Origin of the sequence: Pleomorphomonas koreensis DSM 23070 (genome assembly GCF_000425185.1) — a bacterium.
Classification (GTDB): domain Bacteria; phylum Pseudomonadota; class Alphaproteobacteria; order Rhizobiales; family Pleomorphomonadaceae; genus Pleomorphomonas; species Pleomorphomonas koreensis.
The window spans coordinates 183,031-205,137 of the sequence record NZ_AULH01000006.1 but is presented as its reverse complement, the minus strand read 5'-3'; the positions used below and the strand labels follow the sequence as shown (position 1 = coordinate 205,137).

The 22,107-nt window shown below is 68.4% G+C and carries 22 protein-coding genes, 2 tRNA genes and 1 riboswitch; of the genes, 15 read left to right on the top strand and 9 right to left on the bottom strand.

What is annotated here, in order from left to right; genetic code table 11:
- Window positions 1–12: 12 nt before the first annotated feature.
- A complete protein-coding gene (apbC, locus tag H512_RS0104480; protein ID WP_026782461.1) occupies window positions 13–1,140 on the bottom strand; it encodes an iron-sulfur cluster carrier protein ApbC in 1,128 nt (375 codons plus the stop codon).
- A gap of 118 nt (window positions 1,141–1,258) precedes the next feature.
- On the opposite strand from apbC, the gene mobA reads away from it, so the two are divergent.
- The 4 genes from mobA (at window position 1,259) to H512_RS0104460 (ending at window position 4,709) form a co-directional block, all read left to right on the top strand.
- Complete coding sequence (gene mobA, locus H512_RS25590) at window positions 1,259–1,933, top strand: molybdenum cofactor guanylyltransferase MobA (RefSeq protein WP_084798295.1); 675 nt, start codon at window positions 1,259–1,261, stop codon at window positions 1,931–1,933.
- A gap of 224 nt (window positions 1,934–2,157) precedes the next feature.
- A complete protein-coding gene (locus H512_RS0104470; protein WP_026782460.1) occupies window positions 2,158–2,937 on the top strand; it encodes an ABC transporter substrate-binding protein in 780 nt (259 codons plus the stop codon).
- A 234-nt stretch (window positions 2,938–3,171) separates the two neighbouring features.
- Window positions 3,172–3,882, top strand: a complete 711-nt coding sequence (locus H512_RS0104465) for an ABC transporter permease (RefSeq protein ID WP_026782459.1) — start codon at window positions 3,172–3,174, stop codon at window positions 3,880–3,882.
- The gene (locus tag H512_RS0104460) at window positions 3,882–4,709 is read left to right on the top strand and encodes an ABC transporter permease (RefSeq protein ID WP_026782458.1); all 828 of its coding nucleotides are present in this window, start codon (window positions 3,882–3,884) and stop codon (window positions 4,707–4,709) included. Before H512_RS0104465 ends, H512_RS0104460 begins: the two co-directional genes overlap by 1 nt.
- 87 nt (window positions 4,710–4,796) lie before the next feature.
- Here the strand turns inward: H512_RS0104460 and H512_RS0104455 are convergent, their stop codons facing one another.
- Window positions 4,797–5,072 carry a hypothetical protein gene (locus tag H512_RS0104455; RefSeq protein WP_026782457.1) on the bottom strand — a complete coding sequence of 92 codons (276 nt, stop codon included), beginning with the start codon at window positions 5,070–5,072 and terminating at the stop codon, window positions 4,797–4,799.
- A 173-nt stretch (window positions 5,073–5,245) separates the two neighbouring features.
- Between H512_RS0104455 and H512_RS0104450 the strand changes: the two genes are divergently transcribed.
- Window positions 5,246–6,115 (top strand): NAD(P)-dependent oxidoreductase, encoded by an 870-nt coding sequence (locus H512_RS0104450; RefSeq protein WP_026782456.1) that lies wholly within the window; start codon window positions 5,246–5,248, stop codon window positions 6,113–6,115.
- Window positions 6,116–6,521: 406 nt separating this feature from the next.
- A riboswitch (yybP-ykoY riboswitch) is annotated at window positions 6,522–6,687 on the top strand.
- A 4-nt stretch (window positions 6,688–6,691) separates the two neighbouring features.
- On the top strand, window positions 6,692–7,261 hold the full coding sequence (locus tag H512_RS0104445) for a manganese efflux pump MntP (RefSeq protein WP_026782455.1): 570 nt from the start codon (window positions 6,692–6,694) through the stop codon (window positions 7,259–7,261).
- A gap of 44 nt (window positions 7,262–7,305) precedes the next feature.
- Here H512_RS0104445 and H512_RS0104440 read toward each other — a convergent pair whose 3' ends face one another.
- The 4 genes from H512_RS0104440 to H512_RS22435 form a co-directional block, all read right to left on the bottom strand.
- Window positions 7,306–8,478 carry an MFS transporter gene (locus H512_RS0104440; protein ID WP_026782454.1) on the bottom strand — a complete coding sequence of 391 codons (1,173 nt, stop codon included), beginning with the start codon at window positions 8,476–8,478 and terminating at the stop codon, window positions 7,306–7,308.
- Window positions 8,479–8,537: 59 nt separating this feature from the next.
- Window positions 8,538–9,083, bottom strand: coding sequence for a helix-turn-helix domain-containing protein (locus tag H512_RS0104435; RefSeq protein WP_036789952.1), 546 nt, complete (start codon window positions 9,081–9,083; stop codon window positions 8,538–8,540).
- A 74-nt stretch (window positions 9,084–9,157) separates the two neighbouring features.
- The gene (locus H512_RS22440) at window positions 9,158–11,821 is read right to left on the bottom strand and encodes a DUF2339 domain-containing protein (RefSeq protein WP_053239540.1); all 2,664 of its coding nucleotides are present in this window, start codon (window positions 11,819–11,821) and stop codon (window positions 9,158–9,160) included.
- Window positions 11,822–11,891: 70 nt separating this feature from the next.
- Window positions 11,892–13,433, bottom strand: a complete 1,542-nt coding sequence (locus H512_RS22435; RefSeq protein ID WP_053239539.1) for an ATP-binding protein — start codon at window positions 13,431–13,433, stop codon at window positions 11,892–11,894.
- Window positions 13,434–13,653: 220 nt separating this feature from the next.
- Between H512_RS22435 and H512_RS0104420 the strand changes: the two genes are divergently transcribed.
- Window positions 13,654–14,136 carry an Lrp/AsnC family transcriptional regulator gene (locus H512_RS0104420; protein WP_210162662.1) on the top strand — a complete coding sequence of 161 codons (483 nt, stop codon included), beginning with the start codon at window positions 13,654–13,656 and terminating at the stop codon, window positions 14,134–14,136.
- Between the two features lie 103 nt (window positions 14,137–14,239).
- Window positions 14,240–15,250 (top strand): GTP 3',8-cyclase MoaA, encoded by a 1,011-nt coding sequence (moaA, locus tag H512_RS0104415; RefSeq protein ID WP_026782451.1) that lies wholly within the window; start codon window positions 14,240–14,242, stop codon window positions 15,248–15,250.
- On the opposite strand, the gene H512_RS0104410 is transcribed toward moaA, so the two are convergent.
- A complete protein-coding gene (locus H512_RS0104410; protein WP_026782450.1) occupies window positions 15,251–16,855 on the bottom strand; it encodes an ABC transporter substrate-binding protein in 1,605 nt (534 codons plus the stop codon).
- A gap of 270 nt (window positions 16,856–17,125) precedes the next feature.
- On the opposite strand from H512_RS0104410, the gene H512_RS0104405 reads away from it, so the two are divergent.
- Window positions 17,126–17,791: a phosphoribosyltransferase gene (locus H512_RS0104405; protein WP_026782449.1), complete on the top strand. Its 666-nt coding sequence runs from the start codon at window positions 17,126–17,128 to the stop codon at window positions 17,789–17,791.
- Here H512_RS0104405 and H512_RS0104400 read toward each other — a convergent pair.
- A complete protein-coding gene (locus H512_RS0104400; protein ID WP_026782448.1) occupies window positions 17,788–18,546 on the bottom strand; it encodes a hydroxypyruvate isomerase family protein in 759 nt (252 codons plus the stop codon). The genes H512_RS0104405 and H512_RS0104400 overlap by 4 nt on opposite strands.
- A gap of 134 nt (window positions 18,547–18,680) precedes the next feature.
- Here H512_RS0104400 and H512_RS0104395 point away from each other — a divergent pair, with 134 nt between their 5' ends.
- The 4 genes from H512_RS0104395 (at window position 18,681) to H512_RS0104380 (ending at window position 20,829) form a co-directional block, all read left to right on the top strand.
- The gene (locus tag H512_RS0104395) at window positions 18,681–18,920 is read left to right on the top strand and encodes a hypothetical protein (protein WP_026782447.1); all 240 of its coding nucleotides are present in this window, start codon (window positions 18,681–18,683) and stop codon (window positions 18,918–18,920) included.
- Window positions 18,921–19,017: 97 nt separating this feature from the next.
- Window positions 19,018–19,416 carry a COG4315 family predicted lipoprotein gene (locus H512_RS0104390; RefSeq protein ID WP_026782446.1) on the top strand — a complete coding sequence of 133 codons (399 nt, stop codon included), beginning with the start codon at window positions 19,018–19,020 and terminating at the stop codon, window positions 19,414–19,416.
- A 133-nt stretch (window positions 19,417–19,549) separates the two neighbouring features.
- Window positions 19,550–20,056 (top strand): sigma-70 family RNA polymerase sigma factor, encoded by a 507-nt coding sequence (locus H512_RS0104385; RefSeq protein ID WP_026782445.1) that lies wholly within the window; start codon window positions 19,550–19,552, stop codon window positions 20,054–20,056.
- Window positions 20,053–20,829 (top strand): anti-sigma factor family protein, encoded by a 777-nt coding sequence (locus H512_RS0104380; RefSeq protein ID WP_026782444.1) that lies wholly within the window; start codon window positions 20,053–20,055, stop codon window positions 20,827–20,829. The genes H512_RS0104385 and H512_RS0104380 overlap by 4 nt, the downstream gene beginning before the upstream one ends.
- A 21-nt stretch (window positions 20,830–20,850) precedes the next feature.
- Here the strand turns inward: H512_RS0104380 and H512_RS0104375 are convergent.
- Window positions 20,851–20,935 (bottom strand) — tRNA-Tyr (locus H512_RS0104375).
- 182 nt (window positions 20,936–21,117) lie between these two features.
- Between H512_RS0104375 and H512_RS0104370 the strand changes: the two genes are divergently transcribed.
- A complete protein-coding gene (locus H512_RS0104370; RefSeq protein WP_026782443.1) occupies window positions 21,118–21,960 on the top strand; it encodes a TrmH family RNA methyltransferase in 843 nt (280 codons plus the stop codon).
- Between the two features lie 58 nt (window positions 21,961–22,018).
- Window positions 22,019–22,093: transfer RNA gene (locus H512_RS0104365), tRNA-Thr, on the top strand.
- Window positions 22,094–22,107 lie beyond the last annotated feature (14 nt).

Genomic DNA, 22,107 nt, shown 5'->3' with positions numbered 1-22,107 from the left:
GCGCAGCGGTGCTCACTCGATGACGATGCGCGGCGCCGCCCGTTGCGGCTTGCCGGCCAGCGCGTCGAGCACGCGGCCGGCGATGGCGAGGTAGGATTCGGCGTGCGGGCCGGCCGGCTCGGTCGCCACCACCGGCAGGCCGGCGTCCGACGTCTCGCGGATGCGCATCTCCAGCGGCACCTCGCCGAGGAAGGGCACGCCGATGCGGCGGGCTTCCTCGGCCGCGCCGCCGTGGCCGAAGATGTCGTGGTGGGTGCCGCAGTTGGGGCAGACGAAATAGGCCATGTTCTCGACGATGCCGAGCACGGGCACCTCCACCTTCTGGAACATGGCGACGCCACGCCGCGCGTCGAGCAGGGCGAGATCCTGCGGCGTCGAGACGATGACCGCGCCGGTCAGTGGCACCTGCTGCGCCATGGTCAGCTGCACGTCGCCGGTGCCGGGCGGCATGTCGACCACCAGCACGTCGAGATCGCCCCAGGCACTCTCGCGCAGCATCTGCGTCAGCGCCGAGACGGCCATCGGCGCCCGCCAGATCATCGGCGTCTCCTCGTCGACCAGGAAGCCGATCGACATCACCTTGAGGCCGTAGTTCTCGAGCGGCACCAGCCGGCGATCCTCGCCCATCTCCGGCTTCTCGCCGCTGAGACCCATCAGCCGCGGCACCGACGGGCCGTAGATGTCGGCGTCGAGAATGCCGACCTTGAGGCCGCGTGCCGCCAGCGCCAGCGCGAAGTTGACCGCCGTCGTCGACTTGCCGACGCCGCCCTTGCCAGAGGCGACGGCGATGATCGACTTGACGCCGGGAATGGCATTCTTGGCCGGCATGGCATGGCTGTGTCCGTGATCATGGCCCTGCGCCGGCGGCGCCTGACGCGGCGCGCTGCCGGGCGCCACCTCGGCGGTCAGCGCCACCGTCGCCTTGACGACGCCGGGCACCGACTTCACCGCCGCCTCGGCCGCCGCGCGGATCGGCTCGAAGCGGGAGGCCTTGTCGGAGGGCACCGAGATCGACAGCATCACCTTGCCGTCCTTCTCGTAGATGTCCGACACGGCGCCGGCCGCGACGATGTCCTTGCCCGTTCCAGGCATGGTGATCTTGCTGAGAGCGGCGGCGACTTGGTCCTTGAGGCTTGGCATGGCGGGCTCCGAATTGGCTTTTGCTCTACCTAATCCATAACGCGCGGGATCGGGAGTGAATTTGCGGCAGGGCAAGCATGCTGGCCGAACCTGCGGGGGGCTTGCCCGGTTCCTCCAGATGCCGTTCACTTGGGGCATGACGACATTTGCCGGTCTCATCCTCGCCGGAGGGCGCTCAAGCCGCATGGGCACGCCGAAGGCTCTTGCCGTGCTCGACGGCGCCACGCTGCTCGACCGGACGGCCGCCCTGCTGGCGCCGCAGGTCGAGCATCTCGCCGTCAGCCTGCCGCCGGATATCGACTTGCCCGGCCTCACCCTGCCGGTTCTGCACGACGAGGCGCCGACTTTCGAGGGACCGTTCGCCGGTGTGCTGGCCGGGCTCCGCTGGGCCGCCGCGCTGCCGGTCCGGCCGACCCATCTCCTGACCGCGCCGGTCGACCTGCCGTTCCTGCCGGCCGACCTCGCCGCCCGTCTTGCCGAAGCGATCGGCGATGCGGATGCCGTCATCGTCGCCGAGGGACCGAACGGGCGGGCGCCGCTCTGCGCGCTGTGGCCGCTCGACGCCGAGCCGCGCCTTGCCGGCTTCCTCGCGGCGGGACAGCGGCGAGTGCTGACCTTCCTCGCAGGCGCGCCGCTACGGACCGTAACCTTTCCCCGGGCGATCGTCGGGGGAAGGGCGGTCGACCCCTTCCTCAACGTCAACGCGCCAGACGACCTCGCGGCGGCGGCCGAAGCGATCGCCGCCGACCGTCCGTGGTCATCCCGGCGTGCGGAATCCGGGCCGGCGCAGTAATGTCCCGTTGCATCCGGCCGCCGAATGAGTTGAAGATGTAGGCGGGTCGGCTTTCGCACAAGGTTTAGGCATGGCGCCGATCCGACGAAAAGTTCGTGCGCGGATTGCCGCCGCGACGCAGGATTTGAACTCCGGCGGCGCCCGCATTGAGAATAAACGGGGTCCGTCGGCCGGCTGCGACCGCCGCAGCCGCGGCCGATCAAAGAGGTTCAGAGGGGATAAACATGAAGTTCGCCAAGACACTCGTCACCGCCGCCGCCCTCGTCGCGCTGTCGCTCGGCGGCGCCGCGGCCAAGGAGTGGAAGAAGGTCATCATCGGTACCGAGGGCGCCTATCCGCCGTTCAACTACGTCGACACCGACGGTAAGATGAAGGGCTTCGACGTCGACATCGCGCTCGCCCTCTGCGACGAGATGAAGGTGGAATGCGAGGTGGTCGCCCAGGACTGGGACGGCATGATCCCGGCGCTGCTCGCCGGCAAGTTCGACGCCATCATCGCCTCGATGTCGGCGACCGACGAACGCAAGAAGGTCATCGACTTCTCGGAGAAGTACTACAACACGCCGCCGGCCATCGTCGCGCCGAAGGACACCGACATCAAGGGCGTGACGCCGGACGATCTCGCCGGCAAGACGATCGGCGCGCAGGTGTCGACCATGCACGCCGACTTTGTTGAGAAGGTGCTGACCAAGAGCGAACTCAAGGCCTATCCCACCGCCGACGAATACAAGCTCGATCTCGAAAACGGCCGCCTCGACGCCGCCAACGACGATGTGGTCGTCCTCTCCCAGTGGCTGAAGACCGAGGCCGGCGCCTGCTGCAAGCTGGTCGGCACCATCACGCCGATCCGCGAGATCCACGGCCCCGGCGCCGCCATCGGCGTCCGCAAGGAGGACACCGACCTGCGCGACATGTTCTCGGCGGCCATCAAGGCGATCCGCGCCAATGGCAAGTACCAGGAGATCAACCAGAAGTACTTCGACTTCGACGTCTACGGCGGCTGAGACGGAGCATCCGGAACCATCGATCGATGCGGCGCGGGATTTGCTTGACGAGGCGATCCCGCGCCGCTTTCGGTGCGCGCAAGGCTCGAAAGGCGGCAAAGCATCCGCGCGGGGGCTTGCCAAGATTTCCGATCCGGCGGATATGGCCGGGGGCCGGGCTGACATGCGTTCCGGCTGGGGTCCGCTTTTGCTCCGGGACGAGGCGCCGGGGGCGCTGTTGGGGAGACCGGCCTGATGGCCAACTACATGCAACTGCTGTCCTTCGGTGACAGCGGCTGGGGCGACGAACTGGCGCGCGGCGTCCTGGTGACCGTGACGCTGGCGCTGGCCACGCTGCCGCTTGGCCTTCTCATCGGTTTTCTGATCGCCGTCGCCAAGAACTCGTCCGAGCCGCTGCTGCGCAACGCCGCCCACGTCTACACGACGATCTTCCGCGGCCTGCCCGAATTGCTGACGCTGTTCCTGATCTACTACGGCGGTCAGATGGCGATGTCGGCGCTGTGGCGCCTCTTGTTCGGCACCCCCTTCGAGATCAACAGTTATCTCGCCGGCATGATCGCGCTGGCGCTGGTGTTCTCCTCCTATGCCAGCGAGGTGTTCCTGTCGGCCTTTAAGGGCATCACCCTCGGCCAGTACGAGGGCGCCTACGCGCTCGGCCTGTCGCGCTCGCGCACCATGCTGCTGGTCATCCTGCCGCAGCTGGTCCGGCTGGCGCTGCCGGGCCTCTCCAATCTCTGGCTCAATCTCCTGAAGGATACGTCGCTGGTGTCGGTGATCGGCCTCAGCGACCTTCTCCGCAACACCAACATCGCCGTCGGCGTCACCAAGCAGGCGTTCTTCTTCTTCTTTGTGGCCTGCTCGCTCTATCTCGTCATGTCGATCATCTCGTCCTTCGGCCTGCGCCGCGTGTCGGCCTGGGCGGAACGCGGCGAAGGGAGGCGCTGATGGCCTACGTCGACGCTCCCTCCACCGAGCGGCCGCCCGCCGCCGCCCGTCGCCGCTGGACCGGCGCCCGTGTCATCGGCCTGCTGCTGATGGTGCTCTGGGCGCTGCTCGGGGTCTCCATCGTCTACATGCTGATCGTCGGATACGATCCCGAGAAGGTGGCCAAATACGGCCCGCGCATCGTTCAGGGCATCTGGGTGACGCTGCACCTGGTCACCATGTCGCTGCTGCTCGGCGCCGTCATCTCGATCCCGGTCGCCGCTGGCCGCATGTCCGCCAACCCGGTCATCGGCGGCATCGCCTTCGGTTATTCCTACTTCTTCCGCGGCACGCCGCTGCTCGCCCAGACCTTCCTCGTCTACTACGGCGCCGGCCAGTTCACCGACGCGCTGAAGGCGGTGGGGCTGTGGGTATTCTTTCGCGACGCCTATTTCTGCGCCGTGCTCACCTTTTCGCTGAACACCGCCGCCTATCAGGCGGAAATCCTGGCCGGCGCCATCCGCGCCGTGCCGGCCGGCCAGTGGCAGGCCGCCGATTCGCTCGGCCTTCGCCATTTCACCACCATGCGCAAGGTGATCCTGCCACAGGCGCTGATCACCGCGCTGCGGCCCTACGGCAACGAGGTGATCCTGATGATCAAGGCGTCGGCGATCGCCTCGATCATCACCGTGCTCGATCTGATGGGGCAGACCCGCTACGTCTTCTCCAAGACCTACGATCTACAGGTCTACATCTGGGCGGCGGTGATCTACCTCGCCACCGTCGAGGTGTTGCGACGCTTGTGGGAACTGATGGAGCGCCGCCTCACCCGCCATTTGAGGCGCTGAAAAGCACAAGGCCCGAGGCGGGTAGCCTCGGGCCTTGCGTGAGAGAGGGGAACGCAGCCGTCCCGCAATTCTCCGACGGACGAGCCGTTAGCGGCAGGGCGCCCGGTAGGCGCGGCCGTAGCGGTCGTAGGCAATGCAGTCTTCCCGCTGAGCCGTGGCGCCAGCCACCGCCGCGCCGCCAATGCCGCCGGCCACTGCACCGATCGCCGCACCCTTGCCGCCGCCGGCGATGCCGCCGATTGCCGCGCCGCCCAGGGCGCCAATGGCAGCGCCGGTGGTGACGCGCTGCTGGTTGGGCGTCTGGTTGGCACAGGCGCCGAGACCCAGCGCCAGAGCGGTGACTGCAATAGCAAGAACTTTCATGACTGCCTCCAGTTTGGTCCTGTCGGTGACTTCAACGCGCCGGCTATAAAATGGTTCCCCGGCCGCCGCATCGCTGGCATCTGGTTCGGGCCGGCGTCTTTTGATAGATGCGGTAAGGACAAACGCCGGCAAGGATAGGCGAAATCGCGGCAGATGGATAGGTGAGGTTGAAGATGGCAAAGGTCGCATTCCTGGGTCTCGGCGTGATGGGCTATCCGATGGCCGGCCACTTGGCGCGGCGCGGCGGCCACGCGGTGACGGTCTACAACCGCACGGCCAAAAAGGCGGACGCCTGGGTCGAGGCTTTCGGCGGCACTGCCGCGCCGACGCCGCGCGAGGCGGCAGCCGGCGCCGACTTCGTCTTCGCCTGCGTCGGCAACGACGACGATCTCCGCTCGGTGGTCCTCGGCCCGGATGGCGCCTTCGCCGGCATGACGGCGGGCGCGGTGTTCGTCGATCACACCACCGCCTCGGCCGGTGTCGCTCGTCAATCGCAGGAAAAGGCCGTTGCCCTCGGCCTCGACTTTCTCGACGCGCCGGTGTCCGGCGGCCAGGCCGGCGCCGAGAACGGCGCGCTGACGGTGATGGTCGGCGGCAACGACAAGAGCTTCGCCGCCGCCGAGCCGGTCATGGCCGCCTATGCCAAGGCAATCGTCCACCTCGGGCCATCCGGCTCGGGGCAGCTCGCCAAGATGGTCAACCAGATCTGCATTGCCGGCGTGGTGCAGGGGCTCGCCGAGGCCATCCACTTCGCCAAGTCCTCCGGCCTCGATGTTGAGAAGACCATCGCCGCCATATCGAAGGGCGCCGCCCAGAGCTGGCAGATGGAGAATCGCTGGCAGACCATGGCGGCCGGCAAGTTCGACTTCGGCTTTGCCGTCGACTGGATGCGCAAGGACCTCGGCATCGTGCTCGACGAGGCGCGGCGCACCGGTGCCCGCCTGCCGCTGACCGCTCTGGTCGACCAGTTCTACGCCGACATTCAAGCAACCGGCGGCAATCGCTGGGACACGTCGAGCCTGATCGCCCGGCTGGAGACGTGAGGATTTCGCCCCCGCTCGCCATGGCCTGCCTTCAGGCATCGTGACGGGCATTCCGTCCGCGGATCAATAGCAAGGCCTGTCTTCCTGCACCCGGCTGGAGGAGGGCGGGCCGGCAAAGGCGTGCCGCAGGTCTGGAGTGCCTCGCCTTCGCCGATTCCTTGCGGCTGCCCTTCGCGGGTCACCGCTCGACGTCGCCTGCCCGTTTACCGCATGGTTGCCATTCGCTCTCCGCAGGGCTGTGGGCCGGCTGTCGTCCAGCCCTCCGTGCCCATGTCCGGAAACGGCAATTCCATCAGGACCATAGTGCCGCACGATCGCTCCGCCATCGGTCGCCGATAGTTGCAAATGAATGTCATTTTCATATAAGTACCTGAAATCGCTTGATTTTCGCCTGTACCTTGTTTATCCCGCCCGCATCGGGGAGTAGCCACCGTCGCTTGTGACGGGACCGCGTCAACATGCTCGCACTCAATTGCGTGGCGCGGTCGGCCTGAAGGTTCGGCAAGACCGTGGTGGCGCCATCTTCGAGCGAGGTGTGACGACGCCATCCGGTCTTTCGCTCGTCTGGTATCTGCGATGTCTCCGATCTCCATCGCCGTGCTCGCCGTGGGCATGTCCATCGACAGCCTGCTTGTCTCGGTCAGCGGCGGCGCCAGCCTCCGCCGCGGCTGCCGCATCTGCGATGCCGTGCTGGTTGGCGCGGTGTTCGCCGTGGTGCAGATGATCACGCCGCTGATCGGCTGGACGGCCGGCGCTGCCGCCAGTTCCTATGTGGCGCGCTTCGATCACTGGCTGGCCTTCGGCCTTCTGACGCTGGTCGGCGGCCGTATGATCCTGCTGGCCCTTCGCGCCGACGAGGGAGAGGGGCGCGAGACCAGCTTCATCGGCACGCCGGTGACGCTGCTGTTCACCGCCGTCGGCACCTCCATCGACGCCATGGCCGTCGGCGTGTCGCTCGCCTTCATCAAGGCCAACATTTTCGTCATCGTGGCGGCCATCGGCGCCACCACCTTCCTGATGTCGGCCGGCGGCGTGCTGATGGGCCGGCTGATCGGCAACCGGTTCGGCCGCTCGGCCGAGGTGGTCGGCGGTCTGGTGCTGATCGGGCTCGGCTGCCTGATCCTGCGCGAGCATCTCGCCGGCTAGCGAGCACATTCGGATCGACAATCTCGGCTGAACCGGCGGCTTCGTTACCGCCGCACGGCCAGCCGCTCGCCGAATGCGAAGCCGAGGAAGGACAGCAGCGACAGGCCGGCTATCATCGGCGCGACCACCGGCCAGCCCCAGCGGCTCGCGGCATAACCGATCAGCGGCGGGCCAATCAGCGATCCGGCGGCGCCGAACTGGGCGAACACGCCGTTCGAGGCGGTGACCAGCGACAGCGGCGCGCCGCTGCGGCGGAGCAGGTCCGGCAGGCGGGCGAAGGCGACGGCGGCGACGATACCGGAAACGGCGTTGGCGGCGATCACCGCCAGGGCGACGGTATTGTCCGCGAGATGCCCGGCCAGACTCTCGCCGGGAAAGCCGATGAAGAACAGCATGGCTGGCAGGAGGAGGCCGAGGCCGATCAGCGCGAGCGGCCGGCCGGCGCCGCGCCGCATCAGGCGGGCGGCCGCGTAGCTGCCGGCGATGGTCGCCGCCGAGGTGATGCCGGTGATCGTGCCGGCCGGGCCGATGGCGAAGTTGCGAGCGTCCGTGAGATAGGCCGGCAGCATGCCGAGCACGCCGACTTCCAGTGTCGTGTAGAAGCCGAAGCCGATGGCCAGCGCCCAGACGGCCGGCGGCGGTACGGCAAGCCGGCTCTGCCGGTGCTCGGCCATCGCCGGCAGGCGCAGGGTGCCGGGCAGGATTGCCAGCATCAGCAGCGCCCAGACGGCGAGGATCGGCCGCCAGCCGGCCACATCGGCGGCGATGCCGGAGAGGCCGGTACCCAGAGCGATGCCGATCGGCACGAAGGTGCTCCAGAGGGCGAGCGCCGCCGCGCTGTCGCGGCCGGACACCAGGGCGATCAGGCTCGGCGCGGCGATCACCACCATCAGGTAGCCGAGGCCCTCGACGAAGCGTGCCGCGTAGAGCAGGCCGATGCCGGGCGCCATGGCCGCCGCGAGGCCCGCCATGGCGATCAGCGCCGCCCCGAGGACCAGCACGCTACGCGCCGAGAAGCGCGCCGCCGCGAGGCCGGCGATGCTGCCGAGGCCGGCGCCGCCCGCCTCGATCAGCGACACCATCAGCCCGGCGGCGCCGAGCGTCAGGCCAAATTCGGCGCGGATGGCCGGCGTGAGTGCCGCCATCTTGCCGAGCTGGGCGGCGGCCAGCACACCGCTCAGCCAGAGAAGGAGAATGGTCGGCCAGCGTCCGGTCATCGTCGTCGATCCTTTCGGACCTGCGCTAGCAGCGTCGACGGCCGGCCGCCACGCATGAATTATGCGGACCGCTCGTAGAAGGAGGTGACCAGCCGGCCGGCCGAGCCGTCAGAAAGGCGCAGCCGCTCCCACAGCATCGGGCCGGGCCGGATGGGGAGGTCGGGATCGCCGTTGGCGCCGGTGTCGAAGGCCAGCGAGGAAACGTCGCCATCGTTCCAGCCGATCCCGTCGAGCCGCGCCTCGGCGGCGAGGATCTCCGTGGAGGCGTAGACCAGCAGCGATTTGCCGAGATAGTCGGAAAGGTTGACGCGCCAGTCGGCGGTGCGCACCGGCGAAGCGGCGAGCAGCCGGTGAGTGCGGTCGCAGATGAGATGCACGGGGATCGTCGAGGTCTCGACCAGCCGCTTCAGCGCCGCGTCCTGCGCCGGATCGGGCGGCGTCACGAAGATCGCCTGCAAGGCGCGTGTCTGCTCGGCCGTCGGCGGCAGTTCGCCGCTCTCCCAGCGCGACACAGTCGACTGCGCCACGCCCATCCGCTCGGCGAGATGCGCCTGCTTCATGCCGGCGAGGCGGCGCAGGCGGCGGAGCGGCAGGGTCGGGACCATGGCATATGCCTTATCGGATCGGGCCGGCGAGGGTAGGGCACCGCCGGCCCCCCGGCAAGCCCCGCCGGCAAGCCTCAACGCCGCCGCAGCACCGTCTGGTAGGCGAGGCCGATCGCCACCAGCACGCCGCCGAGGCCGATGAAGGACAGCGCCCTGAGCGCGCCGGTCAGGCCGGCGGTGTCGATCAGGAACACCTTGGCCACCACTGCCGCGACGATTCCCGCGGCGACCAGCCGCACCGTCCGGTTTTTCAGGGCGAAACCGATGACCAGCACCGCGAGTCCAAGCACCAGCCAGACAGCGGAATAGGCGTAGAGTTCGCCCTCCTGCACGTCGCCCCAACTGAGGTCGCCGCTATGCCAGCCGGCTCGCACGGCGAGCGTCGCCCACATGGCGATCAGCAGGCCGGCCATGGTGGCGGCAATGGCGGCATGGCGGCGGGGCGGTTCGGACCGGCGGTGCGCCACCCAGGCGACCAGCAGGGCGAGGACGGCCGGCGCCAGATAGCCGACGATCAGCGTGCCGTCGAAACTACCGCCGTCGATCGGCTCGCCGGTGACGGCCGGGTTGTGGGCGGTCAGCAGGCCGGCCGCCGCCATGATGAGGCCGAGGCCGCCGAACACCGGCGCGCCCCAGGTCAGCACCATCGACGGACGCCGGGCAGCGATCCAGTTGAGGCCGAGCGAGATCGCCAGCATCACCATGGTGAGGAGGCTCTGCTCGGCAAGGCCGGATATCGGCGCGAACAGATCGCCGCCATTCATGGCGTGATGGATTTCGAGCGTCGCCGTCAGCGCGGCGAACACCACGGCCAGCGCCTCGAACATCGGCACGTAGCGCTGGTCGCCCGGCGTGCGGCCGAAGCGCCAGGCGGCATAGGCGAAGGCCAGCGTCGGCACGCCGTAGCCGTAGAGCAGCGGATTGAACAGGATGGTCGTGCCGAGGTCGGCGCCGACGACGCGCGGATCCCAGGCGAAACGGGCGACCACCACCAAGGCGACGGCCAGTGCCGTCGGCCTGAGCGCGGCGACCGGCCGGCGCGCCTCCACCCAGGCGATGGCGGCAACCATCAGGGCAAGGGCGACGGTCAGCATGCCCTTCTCGAAGCCGATGGCCAGCGCTGCGCCGAGCGTCGCGACGCAGCCGACCGCATAGGCGGCGATGGCGCCGTCGCGGCCGAGGGCGTCGGCCGGCCGGCGGCGGCCGAGATATTCGGTGACCGAGGCGAGATAGCCGGCGGCGGCCAGCGCCGCCACGGCAAAGGCCGGTGACGCCGCGAGGTCGCGGCTGGTGGTGAGATAGGCGAGGGCGATCAGGCCCGGCGCCGCGAAGGCGCCGGCCACGGCGAGTTGCGGCCGGCCGCGCGACAACAGCGCACCGGCGAGGCCGGCGATCGTCAGGAGCAGGCCGAGGAAGACGCCGATGCCGAGATAGTCCTTGCCGGCCGGCGAGGCGAGCAGATCGGCAAAGCCCGGCATGGTCGGCTCGCCAGTCACCGGATCGATGACGACGCCGGCCACTGTCACGTTGAGAAGGCCGTAGGCAAGCACCGTCGAGATGACGGCGGTCACCGCGAGGCCGCGTGCCGCCGGCCATTCGGAGGCGAGCGCCATCGTGACGATCGCGAAGGCGGCGACGAGGCCGACCGTCAACGGTCCGCTGCCGGCGGCGCCGGTGAAAGCGAGGAGCGGCAGGGCGAACAGGCTGAGCACGGCGGTGGCCGTGCGATCGAAGGCGGCATCGGCCGTCCGGTCGCGCGGAGCGTGGCTGGTGACGAACACCACGGCGGCGAGCAGCAGCGAGATGAGGAAGTGGGCGGCGACGTTAAGCTGGACGCTCGCATCGCCGGAGGCGACGCTGATGGTCAGCAGCAGCGACCACAGGAGATTGGCGACGGTGGCGGCCACGGCCAGCCAGCGCCACAGGCGGAGGCGCGCGACGCCGTAGGTGGCGACGGTGACCACGGCGAGATAGACGACGAGCGGCGTCAGCGCCGGCTCGGCGCTGGAGACGAGCAGCGGCGTCGCGTAGGAGGCGAGGAGGCCGAGCGCCGCCAGCGCCGGCCCGTGCCGGAGCGCCAGCGCCAGCGTTGCCACGCCGACCGCGCCAAGGCCGATGAAGGCGGCGGCCGGCCCGATCAGCCCGTAGAGGCCATAGGCGGCATAGACCGAGGCGAAGGCCGACACGGCGCCGGCGGCGGCCAGCACGCCCGGCACATAGGCCCGCCGGGCGGCGCCGGCCGTCTCGGCCAGGCCCGAGCGACGCAATCCCTCGCTGCCGGCGATCAGCGCCACCGCGAACAGCAGGCCCAGCAGCACGCGCGCCGTCGGGCCGAGCAATCCGGCCTCGATCGAATAGCGGACGAGGAAGATGCCGCCGAGGCCGAGGGCGAGGCCGCCGACCCAGACGGCCCAGCGGCCGCCGATCTTCTCCTCGAGCGAGACGCGGGCGGCTTGCGGCGCCGCCTCGGCGAGCGGCGTTTCCTCGGCCGATTGCTCCAATGCTTCGGGGGGCGGCTCCGTTTCGGGCGTGGCGAACAGGTCGGCCGTCTCGGCTTCCGGTGTCGGCTCGGGAGCCGCCTCGTCGGTGACGGGCACCCGCGTGGCGCGCAGTTCCGCTTCCAGACGCTCCACCCGGCGCCTGAGGTCGCGCGTCCGGCCGAAGGCAACGAGGCCGAGCAGCGAACCGACGAGGATGGTCAGCAGAACGAGAAAGGCAAGAAGCAGCAGATCATCCATGGCGCAACCGGTTCCCTTTGGAAAACCAGTCATAACCGATGACGCCGGTTTGCGGAATGGCTGCCGGCTGTCAGCCGTAGCGGCGCTGGCCAGCCCGCCTTGTCCGGCCGGTGGTGCCTTCCTCGATCGGCGGCATCACCTCCATGACGCGCGACGGCGGGAAGGTGATGGTCACCTCGGTGCCCTCGCGCAGCTTCGACTGCAGGTCGAGCGTGCCGCCGTGCATCTGCATCAGCGCCACGCAGATCGGCAGGCCGAGACCGGTGCCCTGCTCGGCGGTCTGAATGGCCAGCGAACCCTGGCCGAAGGCTTCGAGCACGGTGGGAATCTCGTTCTCGGGAATGCCGGGGCCGTTGTCGCGCACCGACACATATTGGCCGCCGCCGGCTGTCCAGCCGAGGCGGATGTGGATCTCGCCGCCGGGTTGGGTGAACTTCACCGCATTGGACAGGAGGTTGAGGATGATCTGCCGCACCGCCCGCTCGTCGGCCCAGATCTTCGGCAGGTCCGCCTCGAAATGCTCGAGAATCGTCAGGTTCTTGGTCTTGGCCTTCAGCTTCAGGAGGTGGTGGCACTCCTCGGCCAGGAAGGAGAGGGTGACCGCCTCCTCGTTGATCTGATAGCGGCCGGCCTCGATGCGCGACAGGTCGAGGATTTCATTGATCAACTTCAGGAGATGCTGGCCGGAGGTGTGGATGTCGGCGGCATATCCCTTGTAGTGCTGGTTGCCGACCGGGCCGAACACCTCGTTCATCATGATCTCGGAGAAGCCGAGAATGGCGTTGAGCGGCGTCCTGAGTTCGTGGCTCATGGTGGCCAGGAACTTCGACTTGGCGAGGTTGGCCTCCTCGGCACGGCGGCGGCTGTCGTCGGAGATCGCCTTGGCCTGCTCCAGCTCGGCGATCAGCGCGTCCTTCTCGACGCGGAACTCCATCATGGTCAGCGTCGCCTCGTAGAGACGATAGGCGAGCAATACGAAGAAGATTTCGGCCAGAACCAGGAAGCCGGCCATCGAATAGTCGACGAAGCCGCGGCCCATTGCGAGCTTCAGGGCGCCACCGATGGCGATCGGCAGCGTGCTCAGCACCACGGCGCGCGGCAGGTTGCTCGCCACCATGGCGAGCACGGCAATGCCGGTCAGCAGCGCGCCGAAGGCGAAGGTGCCGGAGCCGCCGAACAGGGCGCCGGGCAGGAAGAACAGCGCCGAGAAGGTGAGGCCAAACAGCGCCTCGGCGATCAGGAACTGGCGCCGCCAGTAGCGGAGGTTCACCGACGGCGCCGGCATCTGGCCGAAGCGGCGGGCGATCAGGCCGATCAGCGCGTGGGCGAGGAAGACGGCGCCGAACCACACCGCCACATACTCGCTGGTCATCCAGTAGGCGGCGGTGCCGCCGAGCGCCACGATCAGCAGGCCGACCGACAGCCAGCTCGACAGCCGGTTGCGGGCGTATTCCAGCAGGATCTCGTAGTCGAAGGCCGGCCGTGTTCCAGTGTCGGAGGACAGACGTTCGCGCACGTCCCGCACCGCCCGCGTCACGTCGCGGCGGCGCAGGGAACGCTGCCTGTTCTGCTCCAGGCGGGCGGTCTGCGACTGGTCCGAACCCCGGTTCATGCTCGCTGTCAACTTCCGGCCGATGCTCCCAATTCACTAAAGCCCGGTTTTCCCTAACGGCCGGTTCGTTCGCATGGTTAACGAGCGATGAGCGTTGATGGCGAGCCGTCGTTTGTTCACGCCGGGGCTTGACAGAATGGAGAAAAAAATTCTTATTATAGGCCATATGGGCCGACAAAATAGAAACTCATTTCACGGCCTTGGTGAGTGCACGATCATGCTGGACCGGCTGGACAAGAAAATTCTCTCGATCCTCCAGGAGGATGCCACCATTCCCGTGGCCGAGGTGGCCAAGCGCGTCGGTTTGTCGACGACGCCCTGCTGGCGCCGCATCCAGAAGCTGGAGGAGGACGGCGTCATCCTGCGCCGCGTGGCGCTGCTCGACCCGAAGTCGGTCAACACCAAGGTGACGGTGTTCGTGTCCATCGTCACCAACCAGCATTCGGAGGAGTGGCTGCGCCGCTTCGCCGAACTGATCCGCGAATTCCCCGAGGTGGTGGAGTTCTACCGGATGAGCGGCCAGGTCGACTATCTCTTGCGCGTCGTGGTGCCGGACATCGAAGCCTACGATGCCTTCTACAAGCGGCTGATCGCCAAGATCGAGATTTCCGACGTTTCCTCGGCCTTCGCCATGGAGCAGATCAAGTACACGACGGCGCTGCCGCTGTCCTATATCCAGCTCGACAAGGACAAGCCCGTCTGATCCTCCGGGAAAAGCTGACAACCAAACGGAGGTTTCCTCCCTCCCTTGATTGGACTATCTTTGCCGCTTCGGCCGGTCCGGCCGCCGAGGTGAACGCGACGTCATGCAGCAGCCCGTTTCCGATCTGATCGACCCGTTCGGCCGGCGCGTCGATTACCTGCGCGTCTCGGTGACGGATCGCTGCGATTTCCGCTGCGTCTACTGCATGTCCGGCGACATGACCTTTCTGCCGCACAGCGATCTCCTGACGCTGGAGGAGCTGGATCGTCTCTGCGGCGCCTTCATCCGGCGCGGCGTCCGCCGCATCCGCGTCTCGGGCGGCGAGCCCTTGGTGCGGCGCGGCATCATGGCGCTGTTCCGCTCGCTGCGCGCCTATCTCGACGACGGCCGCCTCGAGGAGGTGACGCTGACCACCAACGGCTCGCAGCTCGCCCGCTTCGCCGGCGAACTGGCCGACTGCGGCGTCCGCCGCATCAACGTGTCGCTCGACAGCCTCGACGCGGAAAAATTCCGGGTGATCACCCGCACCGGCAGCCTCGACAAGGTGCTGGCCGGCATCGACGCCGCGGTGTGCGCCGGCCTCAAGGTGAAGATCAACACCGTGGCGCTGCGCGAGGTCAACGAGTTCGAGATCGAGGACATCCTCGCCTGGGCGCACGGCCGCGGCTTCGACCTGACGCTGATCGAGACCATGCCGCTCGGCGAGATCGATGGCGACCGCCTCGCCCAATACCTGCCGCTCAGCGAGATGCGGGCGCGGCTTGCCCGCCGCTTCACGCTCGACGACACGGCCTATCGCACCGGCGGCCCGGCCCGCTACGTGACGGTGCGCGAGACCGGCGGCCGGCTCGGCTTCATCACGCCGATGACCCATAATTTCTGCGAAAGCTGCAACCGCGTCCGCGTCACCTGCACCGGCACCGTCTACATGTGCCTGGGGCAGGAGGACCGCGTCGACCTGCGTGCGCCGCTGCGCGCCTCGGAGGGCGACGCGCTGCTCGACGCCGCCATACTGAAGGCGATCGCCCGGAAGCCGCGCGGCCACGACTTCGTCATCGACCGCGCGGGGCTTCCCTCGATGAAGGGCCGGCACATGAACGTGACCGGCGGCTAGTTATTCCTTCAGGCCAACGTCGGCCCAGTTGGACACCGCCCAGCGCGGGTTGCTGGCGACGTTCTCGACGCTGTCGCGCGCCACGGTGATGAAGCCCCATTCGGCGACGTTGATCAGCGGCAGGTCGGCGGCCACGTCCTTCTGGAACTCCTTGTAGAGTTCGGTGCGGGCGGCGGTGTCCACCGTCTCGGCCGCCTTGTCGATCAGCGCGTCCAGTTCGGCGTTGGCATAGCCGCCCTGGTTGGAGAAGGGCACCCCGTCAGGTGTGCCGGAGCGCACCAGGATGGTGGTGGAGATGGCCGGATCGCCGCGGAACACCGGCGGCGCCACCGCCAGATCGAAATCGTGGTCGGTGTAGACGGCCTTCTGGTGGGCAGCCGCGTCGTTGTTGACGATCGTCGCGTCGATGCCGACGGCGGCCAGTGCCTGCCGGAGATAGTCGCCGAACTGCCGCGTCTCGTTGAAATAGGGCGCCGGCAGCAACTTGAGCCGGAAGCGCACGCCGTCGTCGCCGCGCTTGTAGCCGGCCTCGTCGAGCAGCGCGTTGGCCTTGTCGACGCTGAAGTCGTAGGTCGGCACGTCGGCGGTGTAGAACTCCGGCGCGTTCTTCGGCACCGGGCCGGTGGAGGCCGCCGCATAGCCGAGGAAGATGGTGTTGACCACGAACTCCTTGTCGATGGCGTGGGCGATCGCCTGTCGCACCTTGAGGTCGGCCAGCTCCTTGCGGCGATGGTTGATCTCGACAACCAGCTGATAGGTCAGCGCCTCGTATCCCTTGGAAATCACCTTGATGCCCGGCACCTTGGAGATGCGGTCGAGGTCGGCGAGCGGCACCGCCGAGAAGGCGGCGAGGTGGATTTCCTCCGCTTCCAGCGCCGCGCCGGCGCCGGCCCGGTCGGGCAGCACGCGGAAGACGATCTCATCCACCTTCGGCTCGCCCTTGTCCCAGTAATTGTCGTTCTTCGACAGGAGATAGTATTCGCCGGGCTTGTATTCGGTGAACTTGAACGGCCCGGTGCCGATCAGCTTGTCGATGGTCGGCGCGGCCTTGAGGTCACTGCCGGCGAAGACGTGCTTCGGCAACACGGCGGTGACGGCCGGCAGCGCGTTGCGGATCAGCTGGACCGGCGTCGGCTTGCCGAACCTGAACACCGCCGTGTGCTCGTCCGGCGTATCGACGGCCTCAAGGTTGGCGAACACCGAGCGTCCGAGGTTCTGGAGCGGCTTCCACACCTCCAGCGCCGAGAAGGCGACGTCTTCAGAGGTGAACGGCTGGCCGTCGTGCCAGGTCACGCCTTCGCGCAGCTTGAAGGTGACGGAGAGGCCGTCGTCGGCGCCTTCCCAGGAGAGGGCGAGGCGTGGCGCCAGGCCGTTCTCGCCGTCGTAGGACGCCTCGGCCAGCGGCTCGATCACCTTGCTCGACAGGAAGAACACACCGTTCGAGGCGACGATGGCCGGGTTGAGGTTCTTCGGCTCGCTGTCGGCCGCCACCACCAGGCGGGTCTTGTCCTGCGCGAACAGACGGTTGGTGGACAGCGCCGTCGAGGCGGCAAGCACGAGGGAAGCCTTGATCAGGCTGCGGCGGGAAAGGACGGCAAGGGTCATGGCAGGCTCCGGCGAAAGCGGCGGCGATCGGACCGTCGCGGATGCGATCGTGACGACACTGTCGATCCGCGGCGCCGGATGTTACAGGGATGAAATTGCCGGCGGCAACGGTTGGGAGAACTATTTTTCGCGTGGAACGCCGTCCGGCGCGCCATGGGCATGCGGAGGGCTGGATTTGCCGGCTCTGGCGCCAATTCTTTCCCACCCGCCTCGCCCCTTGCATGGCGCCGCGGCTTGCCTCTACACCGGAAGCAGCAACCGGGGCCGTCCATGCAGCCGCACGATTTCTGGCAGACCCTCCATCCCGCCGGCACCCATGCCGGGGCCGGCCCGTTCGCCGACGCCTGGCCGGCCCGCCTCGCCGACGGCCGGCAACTGCTGCTGCCGATCCGGGCGCTGGCCGACGGCCGGCACGGCCTCGCTTCGCTGATCGTCAACCAGGCGAGCTTTGCCGTGCTGGCGGCGCTGGCCGATGATCTCGCCGCCCGGTTGGCGGCCTTCGCGCCCGAGGTGGTGGTCGGCCTGCCGACGCTGGGGTTGACGCTCGCCGCCGCCGTCGCCGAGCGGCTCGGCCAGTCGCGTTATGTGCCGCTCGGTACCTCGCGCAAATTCTGGTACGTCGAGGAACTGTCGGTACCGATGAGTTCGGTGACCACCCATCACCTCAAGCGCCTCTACGTCGACCCGCGCATGCTGCCGCTGCTCGATGGCCGCCGCGTCGCCCTCGTCGACGACGTGATCTCGTCCGGCACCTCGATCGTCGCCGGCCTGCGGCTGATGGCGGCGGTCGGCGTCGAACCGGCGGCGATCGGCGCCGCCATGCTCCAGACCGAACGCTGGCGTCCGTCCCTCGCTGCCTTCGGCGGCCGGGTGGTCGGTTCGCTGGCAACACCGCTCCTCGAACGGACGGATAACGGCTGGATCGCCGCGTCCTAAGCCTCGAGCACCGCCTTCAGGCTTGCCGCCGTATCGCCGGTCGGCTGGTATTCGAGCCCGATGAAGCCGTCATAGCCATTGGCCTCCAGCCAGGCGACGCAGGCCCGCCAGTCGAAACTGCCGCTGCCGGGCTCGTGGCGGCCGGGCAAGTCGGCGAGATGGCAATGGACGACGCGGTCGAGCCGGTTCGACAGCACCTTGGCGATGTCCTCGCCCATCACGGCGGAGTGGTAGAGGTCGTAGAGCAGGCGGATTTCCGGCCGGCCGACCTCGTCGATGATGTCGAGTCCCTCGGTCGTCGACGGCAGGAAATAGCCGGGATGGTCGATCAGCGTGTTGAGCGGTTCCAGCGCCAGCACCACGCCGGAGCCCTTGAGCACGTCGGCGCAGCGGCTGAGCCCCTCGACCAGCGCCGCCCGCTGCTCGGCGGGGTCGCGGCCGGGAATGTCGGGACCGGCCTGGGCGATCAGCACCGGTGCGCCGAGCCGGCGGGCGACGTCGAGCGACTGCCGCAAGCCGTCGAGATACTCGCCATGCCGCGCGGCGTCGGTGAGCGGCGCCATCGGCTCGGACACGAAGGCGGCGAGCGGCAGGCCGGTCTCGTCGAGCGCCACCTTGATCGCCTCGATCGGCTTGTTGCGCCATTGCCAGAACTCGACGCCGGCGAGCCCGGTCCTGGCGGCAAGGCGGATGCGGTCGGCGATGTCGGGCGCTTCCTTGGCGAATAACCACTCGATGCAGGCGGTGTAGCGCATGGCCGTCTCCCTTGCCTGATGCGAGAGGCAGAGTGCGCCTCGCCGCCCCCGTCTGCAAGATGGACGGGGAGAGGCAGGAAACCGGTGGCCGCTCCGCGCGTTGATTTGCAGGAAGTCTAGCAAGGGAGACGACGATGAGCCTCCGCCTGATGATCACTCCGCTCGTCTACATGATGGTGCAGGCCGTGCTGTTTGGTATCGGCATGATCACCATCCTCATGACGCCGCTGATGCAGAACGCTCTGGTGCTGGTGCCGGTGATGATCGTCATCAGCTTCGTGGTGGCGCTGCCGATCGCCGTGTACATCGCGCCGCGCCTCGAAGGCTACCGCGAGATGCGCAGCCGCAAGCCGCCGACGGTCTCCGGAACCTGACGGCCGTCCGCAAAAATTTGCTCCGGCCGGGAATAAAACCCGGCGGCCGGTGTTGTTGTCTTCGGGAGGCGGTTTTCGCCCTCCCGAGGAGGACACCATGAACCGACTGATCGTTTCCGTGCTGCTGGCCGGTGGTCTTGCCGCCCCGGCCCTGGTCCCGGCTCTTGCCGAGGACTACGCCTCGGGCGCCATCAAGACGATGGACAGCGCCAAGGGCGAAATCCTGACCGATGCCAACGGCATGGCGCTCTATACCTTCGACAAGGATGCCGCCGGCGTCTCCAGTTGCTACGACGATTGCGCCGTGAAATGGCCGCCGGCCATGGCGGCTGCCGGCGCCATGGCGTCCGACGACTTCACGCTGGTCGCCCGCAAGGACGGCTCGCAGCAGTGGGCCTTCAAGGGCAAGCCGCTCTACCTCTGGCAGGGCGACAATAAGCCGGGCGACGTCAGCGGCGATGGCATGGGCGGCGTCTGGCACCTTGCGAAGGAGTAAAACCAAGAGGCATTGAAAATGCTCTTGGTATTCCGTTTGCCGATGTCTCATGCCGCTGACGCACATGAGGCATCGGCAATGACTGAATGAGCGGATGCGTCAGCATCTTCGCGAATTGGTATAGCTTCGAGCCATGCCGGGCTTCCTGGACGACATCGAGACGCTGGTGCCCGCGCTGCGCCGCTACGCGCGGGCGCTCACCGGCAATGCCGATCGGGCTGACGATCTCGTCCAGGATTGCCTGGAGCGGGCCATCGCCAAGCAGAGCCTGTGGCGGCCGATCGGCCCGCTCCGCCCCTGGCTGTTCACGATCATGATCAACCTCCACCGCAACGACCGCCGCCGCCGGCGCGCCGCGCCCGAAGCCGAGGCGCTCGATGTGCTGCCGTTCGAACCGGCCTCGCCGCCGTCGCAGGGCGCCCGCCTGGCGCTGGCCGAGACGGCGGCGGCGCTCGACCGCCTGCCGGCCGAGCAGCGCGAGGCGCTGCTGCTGGTGGCGCTCGAAGGCATGAGCTACGCCGAGGCGGCCGGCGTCCTCGGCGTACCCGTGGGCACGCTGATGTCGCGCATCGGACGGGCGCGCGAGGCCCTGCGCGCCCTGGTAGATGGCACGGGACCGAAACTGAGATCGGTGAAATGAACGACAGGAACACCATCAGCGAGGCCGACCTCAACGCCTATGTCGACGGCGAGCTGGCGCCGGCGCGGCGTGCAGCGGTCGAGGCCCTTCTCGCCGACAGCCCCCGCGACCGCGAGCGCATCGCCGCCTGGCGGGAGCAGGGCGCGACGCTCGCCGCCCTCTACGGCCACGTCGCCGACGAGGCGATGCCGGCCCGGCTGTCGCCGCATCGCCTGGCCGCCGAGCGGCGCGGGGGCTTTGGGCGCCTCGCCGTCGCGGCTGCCGCCGTGGCGCTGGTTCTTGCGGGCGGCGCCGGCGGCTGGATCGGCCGTGGCCTCGTCGCCCCCGACGCTGCCGAGACGACGCTGATCGGCGAGGCCGAGGCGGCGCATGTACTCTACACGCCGGAGGTGCTGCATCCGGTGGAGGTGAGCGGCGCGGAGGGCGCCCATCTCGCGAAATGGCTGTCCCGGCGGCTCGACCGCACGCTGATCATCCCCGATCTAGCGCCCGAGGGCTTCTCGCTGGTCGGCGGCCGCCTGTTGCCGGCGGCGGGCAGCGCCGCCGCGCTTCTGATGTATGAGAGCGACGACGGCGCCCGCATTACGCTCTATGTCGTGCCGAGTGCCGGCGAGGAGACGGCGATGCGCGTCAGCTCGGCCGACGGACTCACCGCCGTGTCCTGGCACGCCGAGACGCTTGGCTGCGTTCTGGTCGGCGCCCTGCCGCGCGAAACGCTCTTGAGGCTTGCCAAGGCGAGCTACGGCAGCCTCGACCAGGCGCCGGACATCTGAGCGATATCAATGGAAAAGAGATGGTGGGAGAAGTAGGACTCGAACCTACGAAGGCCTAGCCAGCGGATTTACAGTCCGCCCCCTTTGCCGCTCGGGACATTCTCCCATCCCGTTCCGGCCGCGCCCGAAGGCGTCGGCTGGACGGGCGCTCTTATGGCGGCCATGCCGGGCGCTGTCAACCCCATCGCCCGATTGTTTTGTCGACAATGCAATCCGCCCGAAGGCGAAACGACCGGCCGGTGGGACGCGCCACTGGCGCCGGCGGATTGTGGCGGCTATAAGCGCCGCATGTCCGACGAAACCTCCTCTCCGAAGCGCCCCGGCAAGCGGCCCGACCGCCCGCACGGCCGGCCGGCCGGCAAGTTCGGCCCGCGCGATTTCCGACCCCGCCCCAAGCGCGAGCGCGAGGCCGGCGAGGCGCTCTGGCTCTATGGCCTGCACACGGTGGAATTCGCGCTGAAGAACCCGCGCCGTACCGCCCTGCGCCTTCTGGCCACCCGCAACGCCACGGCCCGGCTTGCCGAGCGCTTCCCCGAAGGCAAGTTGCCGATCACCGTCGAGGAGGCGTCGCCATATGTTCTCGACAAGCTCCTCGGCTCGGAAGCCGTGCATCAGGGCTGCGCGCTGGAGGTCGAGCCGCTGAAGCCGCTGACCAAGCTGGAGCTTTCGGGCGCTCGGCTGGTGCTTGCGCTCGACCAGGTGACCGACCCGCACAATGTCGGCGCCATCCTGCGCTCGGCCACCGCCTTCGCCGTCGATGCGGTGCTGACCACAGCGCGCCACAGCGCCGCCGAATCCGGCGTGCTGGCGAAATCCGCGTCGGGCGCGCTCGACGTGGTGCCGGTGACGACGGTTCGCAATCTCGGTGACACGCTGGAGGAGATGAGGGCGGCCGGATTCACTGTGGTGGGGCTCGATTCGGAGGCGCCGGCGCCGCTCGACGAGGCCCACCTCGCCGCGCCGGTCTGTTTGGTGCTCGGCGCCGAGGGCAAGGGTCTCCGCCAGCGCACGCGTGAACTCTGCGATGTGCTCGCCCGCATCGACATGCCCGGCGAGATCAAGAGCCTCAACGTCTCCAACGCCGCCGTGCTGTCGCTCTACATGGTGAGGAAGGCGATGGCCGCGGACTGATCCGCCGGCCCGCCTCAGGGTTGCGCCTCTCCTTGCCATCGGCTATTCGGAAATCCGTGCCGGCGTAGCACAGCGGTAGTGCAGCGGTTTTGTAAACCGAAGGTCGGGAGTTCGATCCTCTCCGCCGGCACCATTTCCGACCGGGGC

Bases quoted from the DNA above. Each gene is read 5' to 3' on its own strand.
- apbC (WP_026782461.1), bottom strand. From the start codon at position 1,140: ATGCCAAGCCTCAAGGACCAAGTCGCCGCCGCTCTCAGCAAGATCACC.
- mobA (WP_084798295.1), top strand. From the start codon at position 1,259: ATGCCGTTCACTTGGGGCATGACGACATTTGCCGGTCTCATCCTCGCC.
- H512_RS0104470 (WP_026782460.1), top strand. From the start codon at position 2,158: ATGAAGTTCGCCAAGACACTCGTCACCGCCGCCGCCCTCGTCGCGCTG.
- H512_RS0104465 (WP_026782459.1), top strand. From the start codon at position 3,172: ATGGCCAACTACATGCAACTGCTGTCCTTCGGTGACAGCGGCTGGGGC.
- H512_RS0104460 (WP_026782458.1), top strand. From the start codon at position 3,882: ATGGCCTACGTCGACGCTCCCTCCACCGAGCGGCCGCCCGCCGCCGCC.
- H512_RS0104455 (WP_026782457.1), bottom strand. From the start codon at position 5,072: ATGAAAGTTCTTGCTATTGCAGTCACCGCTCTGGCGCTGGGTCTCGGC.
- H512_RS0104450 (WP_026782456.1), top strand. From the start codon at position 5,246: ATGGCAAAGGTCGCATTCCTGGGTCTCGGCGTGATGGGCTATCCGATG.
- H512_RS0104445 (WP_026782455.1), top strand. From the start codon at position 6,692: ATGTCTCCGATCTCCATCGCCGTGCTCGCCGTGGGCATGTCCATCGAC.
- H512_RS0104440 (WP_026782454.1), bottom strand. From the start codon at position 8,478: ATGACCGGACGCTGGCCGACCATTCTCCTTCTCTGGCTGAGCGGTGTG.
- H512_RS0104435 (WP_036789952.1), bottom strand. From the start codon at position 9,083: ATGGTCCCGACCCTGCCGCTCCGCCGCCTGCGCCGCCTCGCCGGCATG.
- H512_RS22440 (WP_053239540.1), bottom strand. From the start codon at position 11,821: ATGGATGATCTGCTGCTTCTTGCCTTTCTCGTTCTGCTGACCATCCTC.
- H512_RS22435 (WP_053239539.1), bottom strand. From the start codon at position 13,433: ATGAACCGGGGTTCGGACCAGTCGCAGACCGCCCGCCTGGAGCAGAAC.
- moaA (WP_026782451.1), top strand. From the start codon at position 14,240: ATGCAGCAGCCCGTTTCCGATCTGATCGACCCGTTCGGCCGGCGCGTC.
- H512_RS0104410 (WP_026782450.1), bottom strand. From the start codon at position 16,855: ATGACCCTTGCCGTCCTTTCCCGCCGCAGCCTGATCAAGGCTTCCCTC.
- H512_RS0104405 (WP_026782449.1), top strand. From the start codon at position 17,126: ATGCAGCCGCACGATTTCTGGCAGACCCTCCATCCCGCCGGCACCCAT.
- H512_RS0104400 (WP_026782448.1), bottom strand. From the start codon at position 18,546: ATGCGCTACACCGCCTGCATCGAGTGGTTATTCGCCAAGGAAGCGCCC.
- H512_RS0104395 (WP_026782447.1), top strand. From the start codon at position 18,681: ATGAGCCTCCGCCTGATGATCACTCCGCTCGTCTACATGATGGTGCAG.
- H512_RS0104390 (WP_026782446.1), top strand. From the start codon at position 19,018: ATGAACCGACTGATCGTTTCCGTGCTGCTGGCCGGTGGTCTTGCCGCC.
- H512_RS0104385 (WP_026782445.1), top strand. From the start codon at position 19,550: ATGCCGGGCTTCCTGGACGACATCGAGACGCTGGTGCCCGCGCTGCGC.
- H512_RS0104380 (WP_026782444.1), top strand. From the start codon at position 20,053: ATGAACGACAGGAACACCATCAGCGAGGCCGACCTCAACGCCTATGTC.
- H512_RS0104370 (WP_026782443.1), top strand. From the start codon at position 21,118: ATGTCCGACGAAACCTCCTCTCCGAAGCGCCCCGGCAAGCGGCCCGAC.